3 protein-coding genes are annotated in these 4,064 nt (G+C 74.1%); all 3 read right to left on the reverse strand.

Annotation, left to right across the window (positions count from 1 at the left end; genetic code table 11):
- Positions 1 to 64 precede the first annotated feature (64 nt).
- The 3 genes from Z164_RS20390 to mutL are packed head-to-tail and all read right to left on the reverse strand — an operon-like array spanning position 65 to position 3,842.
- A complete protein-coding gene (locus Z164_RS20390) occupies positions 65 to 1,036 on the reverse strand; it encodes a TraB/GumN family protein (RefSeq protein ID WP_043689854.1) in 972 nt (323 codons plus the stop codon).
- Between the two features lie 26 nt (positions 1,037 to 1,062).
- On the reverse strand, positions 1,063 to 2,013 hold the full coding sequence (locus Z164_RS0110825; RefSeq protein WP_425477222.1) for a DUF1684 domain-containing protein: 951 nt from the start codon (positions 2,011 to 2,013) through the stop codon (positions 1,063 to 1,065).
- Positions 2,010 to 3,842: a DNA mismatch repair endonuclease MutL gene (gene mutL / locus Z164_RS0110830; RefSeq protein ID WP_024890717.1), complete on the reverse strand. Its 1,833-nt coding sequence runs from the start codon at positions 3,840 to 3,842 to the stop codon at positions 2,010 to 2,012. Before mutL ends, Z164_RS0110825 begins: the two co-directional genes overlap by 4 nt.
- Positions 3,843 to 4,064 lie beyond the last annotated feature (222 nt).

The following is a 4,064-nucleotide window of genomic DNA, read 5'->3' on the forward strand; positions in this document are numbered from 1 at the left end:
CGACATGCGCCCGCTTGCGGGGAAAGGGACCGCTTCGACGCTGCAGGCCGAATGTCGATGCCCCCTAGGGCACCCGCTCGACCGTGTAGCCGCGCTCGCGCAGCTTGTGCACCACGCCGTCCTCGCCGAGCAGGTGCAGCGCACCGACGACCACCAGCGTGTTGCCCTCCTGCTCGAACAGCGCCTCGATCTTCGGCAGCCAGGCGTCGTTGCGGGCGACGTTGATGCGGTGGTACAGCGCCGGGTACTCCATGCGCATGCGCACCGCCATCTCGTTCCACAGGGTGCGCTCGTCGCCGGCGCGCCAGGCGCCGTGCAGCTTGTCCAGCTCCCACCGGCCGGCCTCGCCGGAGGATTCCAGCGCTTCGCGCAGGAACTGCAGTTGCTCCGGGCGGTGCATGCCGCCGAGGAAGGCGATCTGCTCCTCGCCGGTCTCCAGGCCCACGGTGGCCTTGCCGGCCTGGCGGGCGCGCTGCTCGAGGTGCGTGTCCAGCCCCAGCGCCGGGTCCAGGCCGTGGTTGGTCATCTCGATCAGGGTGATCGTCAGCGCGACGAACCACGGCTCGAACATCTGCACCGCCTGCGGGCTCAGGCCCATCGACTGCACGCGCCCGGCGTTGTCGGCCAGCCACGCCTTCAGCGCGGCCGCGGTCTCGGGCGGCAGTTCGCTGTCCAGGGTGGTGCCGTCGGTGCGCATGCCGGCCTGGCCCATCTTCAGCGCCAGCGTCGGCGAGTTCATTTCCTCCGGCGCCATCTCGAACATCAGCCGCGAGGCGTCCTCGAAGGCGGCATCCACCGAGGGCGCCAGCGGGTAATCGTCCGGCCGCAGCAGGTGGAACGAGCCCAGCAGGTAGACCGAGGTCTCGCCCTGGCTCGCCTTCCACAGCAACGGCACCGGCGGCGCGGACGCCGTGGCGGCGGCCGCCGCGGGCTCGGCCGGCGGCGCCTGCACGGCATCGGGCGGCGTCTGCGCGGCGGCACCGGCGGCCAGCAGCAAGGTCGAGAGCAAGGGGATCAGTACCGGCTTCCGGGTCATGGGACGTCCTGTTCGGAATCGAAAGATCAGAGGGCGCTGCCCGCATAGGCCTGCTCGCCGGCGGCGATGGGCAGGCGCAGCCGGTTGGCGCTGGGCGGCAGCGGGCAGGTGGCGTGCAGCGTATACGCGCAGGGCGGGTTGTAGGCGCGGTTGAAGTCGAGCGTCACGCGGCCGTCGGCGTCGGGCGCGGCGGCGTCCAGGTAGCGCCCGGCGCCGTAGCTGCCATGGCCGCTGGTGCCGTCGGCGAACATCAGGAACAGGCCGTCGCCGTCGCCGATCGCTTCCAGCCGCCAGGTCCGCCCGTCGCGCTCGAATTCCACCGCCCCCGGATTCGGCATCGCCTCGGTCTGGCCGAGGATGTTGACGATCTCCAGCGTCCGCCCCGGCGGGTGCGGCACGAAGCGCGCCGGCACCCGCCAGCCGCGGTCCGGCTCCCAGAAGCGCAGCCCTGCGAAGCGCACCCGCGCCGGCGCATCGGCATGGCGCACGCGCAGCGCGCGGCGGCCGCCGCGCTCGATCAGGGTCAGCTCGCCCTTGCCCTGGTCGAAGGCCAGCCGCGTGGGCGCGGCGTCGCGATCGGAGCGCAGCGCCACCCGCCCGCGCACCGGCTCGCCATCGAGCGCGACCGCGACGCCGTGCTCGGGGGTGAAGTACACCGTGTCGCCCGCCTGCTGCACCAGCCCCAGGCGCGGCGGGCCGAAGCGCAGGTCGATGCCGATCCGCTCGCCGTTGCCGAGGTGGTGCGCCGGCAGCGACAGCCAGTGCAGGCCGACAAGGGTGGTCCAGCCGTCGTCGGCGAGCAGCGAGCGCTCGCGCGCGGCGCGCCAGGCGGCCTCCTCGCGGGCATAGGCAGCGTCGGCCTCGGTCGCGGCCGGATCCGCGGCCGGGGGCGCATCGGCCGCGCAGCCGGCCAGCGCCAGCCAGGCCAGCGCGATGGCCAGGGAGCCGGCCAGGCCGCCTGCGGCCGCCATCCTCAGCGCCCCCGCAGGAACCAGCGGTCGATGTCCGCCATCGCGAACCGGGTCCAGGTCGGACGGCCGTGGTTGCACTGGCCGGAGCGTTCGGTCTCCTCCATCTGCCGCAGCAGGGCGTTCATCTCCGGCACCGTCAGCCGCCGGTTCGCGCGCACCGCGCCGTGACAGGCCATCGTCGAGAGCAGTTCGTCGCGCGCGGTCCGCACGCGCCGGCTCTCGCCGTGCTCGCGCAGGTCGGCCAGCACGTCGCGCAGCAGCGCTTCGGTGTCGCCGCCGGCCAGCAAGGCCGGCACACCGCGCAACAGCAGCGTCTGCGGGCCCGCGCGGGAGACGTCGAAGCCCAGCTCGCTCAGGGTCGCCGCCTCGCGCTCGGCCACGTCCGCCTCGCGCTCGGCCACCGCCACCGTCTGCGGCACCAGCAGCGGCTGCATGCGCAGGCCCTCGCTGTCGTGCGCGGCCTTGAGCTTCTCGTAGCCGATGCGCTCGTGGGCGGCGTGCATGTCCACCACCACCAGGCCGTCGGCGCTCTGGCTGAGGATGAACACCCCGTGCAGTTGCGCCAGGGCATAGCCCAGGGGCGGGACGCCATCCTCGCCGGTCTCCGGCAGCGGCGCGTTGGCGGCCGCGCCGGGCACGCCCGGCGCATCGGCCTCCTGCGTCGGCGGGGCGCCGTAGAGCGCGGCATAGCCGGCGCGCAGGTCCTCCACCCGCAACGACAGACCGGCCTGGCGCTGCGGCATCGGCGCGCGCCAGACCTCGCGCAGCGGCGCTCCGCCACCCGCAGCCGTCTCCGCCACCGCGCCCGGGATCGCCGCCGCCACTGCCGCGCCCTGCCCGGCGCGGGTGCCGGCCAGGGCCTCGTGCAGGGTGCGGAACACGAATTCGTGGATCAGCCGCGCATCGCGGAAGCGCACCTCGTGCTTGGCCGGGTGGACGTTGACGTCGACGCGGGTCGGGTCCAGCGCCAGGAACAGCACGTAGGCCGGCTGCCGGCCGTGGTAGAGCACGTCGGCATAGGCCTGCCGCACCGCGTGGGCGATGCTGCGGTCGCGCACCGCGCGGCCGTTGACGTAGACGTACTGCTGGTCGGCGCTGGCGCGCGAGTACGCCGGCTGCGCGATCCAGCCCGACAGCCGCAGCCCCGCCGCGGCGTGGTCGATGCGCAGCGCCTGGCGCGAGAATTCCGCGCCGAGCGTCTCGTTGAGGCGCTCGTCGGAGAACAGCGCCTCGCCGCCGCGGTAGCGCCGCAACGGCTTGCCGTTGTGGCCGATGCGCAGCTCCACGTCGGGCCGCGCCAGCGCGAGCTGCCGCAGCCATTCCTCGATGTGGCCCAGCTCGGTGCGCTCGGCGCGCAGGAACTTGCGCCGCGCCGGCACGTTGTAGAACAGATCGCGGACTTCCACCGTGGTGCCGGGCGGATGCGCGCGCGGTTCGACCTCGCCGATCCGGCCGCCGTCCACCGCCAGCGCGCTGGCGTGCGCCGCGTCGGCGGTGCGCGAGACCAGCAGGAAGCGGCTGACCGAGGCGATCGAGGGCAGCGCCTCGCCGCGGAAGCCGAGCGTGGACACGGCCTCCAGGTCGTCGAGCGAGGCGATCTTGCTGGTCGCGTGCCGGGCCACCGCCAGCGGCAGCTCCTCGGGCGCGATGCCGCCGCCGTTGTCGCGGATGCGGATCAGCCGCACGCCGCCCTCCTCGAGGTCGACGTCGATGCGATCGGCGCCGGCGTCGAGCGCGTTCTCCACCAGTTCCTTGACCACCGACGCCGGCCGCTCGACGACCTCGCCGGCGGCGATCTGGTTGATCAGGGTGTCGGGAAGCGGCTGGATGCGCACGGGAAGGCGACGGGCACGGGGGGACCAGCCACGATCATACCGGTCGGCCCGCGCGACGCGGGCGCGATCCGGATGCAGCGCGACCCTAGGCGCCTGGGCGGCAGAAACGTTCGAGGCGAACGGCGCGCTGGGCGAGGCCCGTTTCGTGCCGCTTCGCCGGCCTGTAGTGGGCCTACAGGCCAAGCGCGGCGCGGAAATGGGCCGCTCAGCGCGCCGTGCAGC

This window comes from Luteimonas huabeiensis HB2 (assembly GCF_000559025.1).
GTDB classification, from domain to species: Bacteria; Pseudomonadota; Gammaproteobacteria; order Xanthomonadales; family Xanthomonadaceae; genus Luteimonas; species Luteimonas huabeiensis.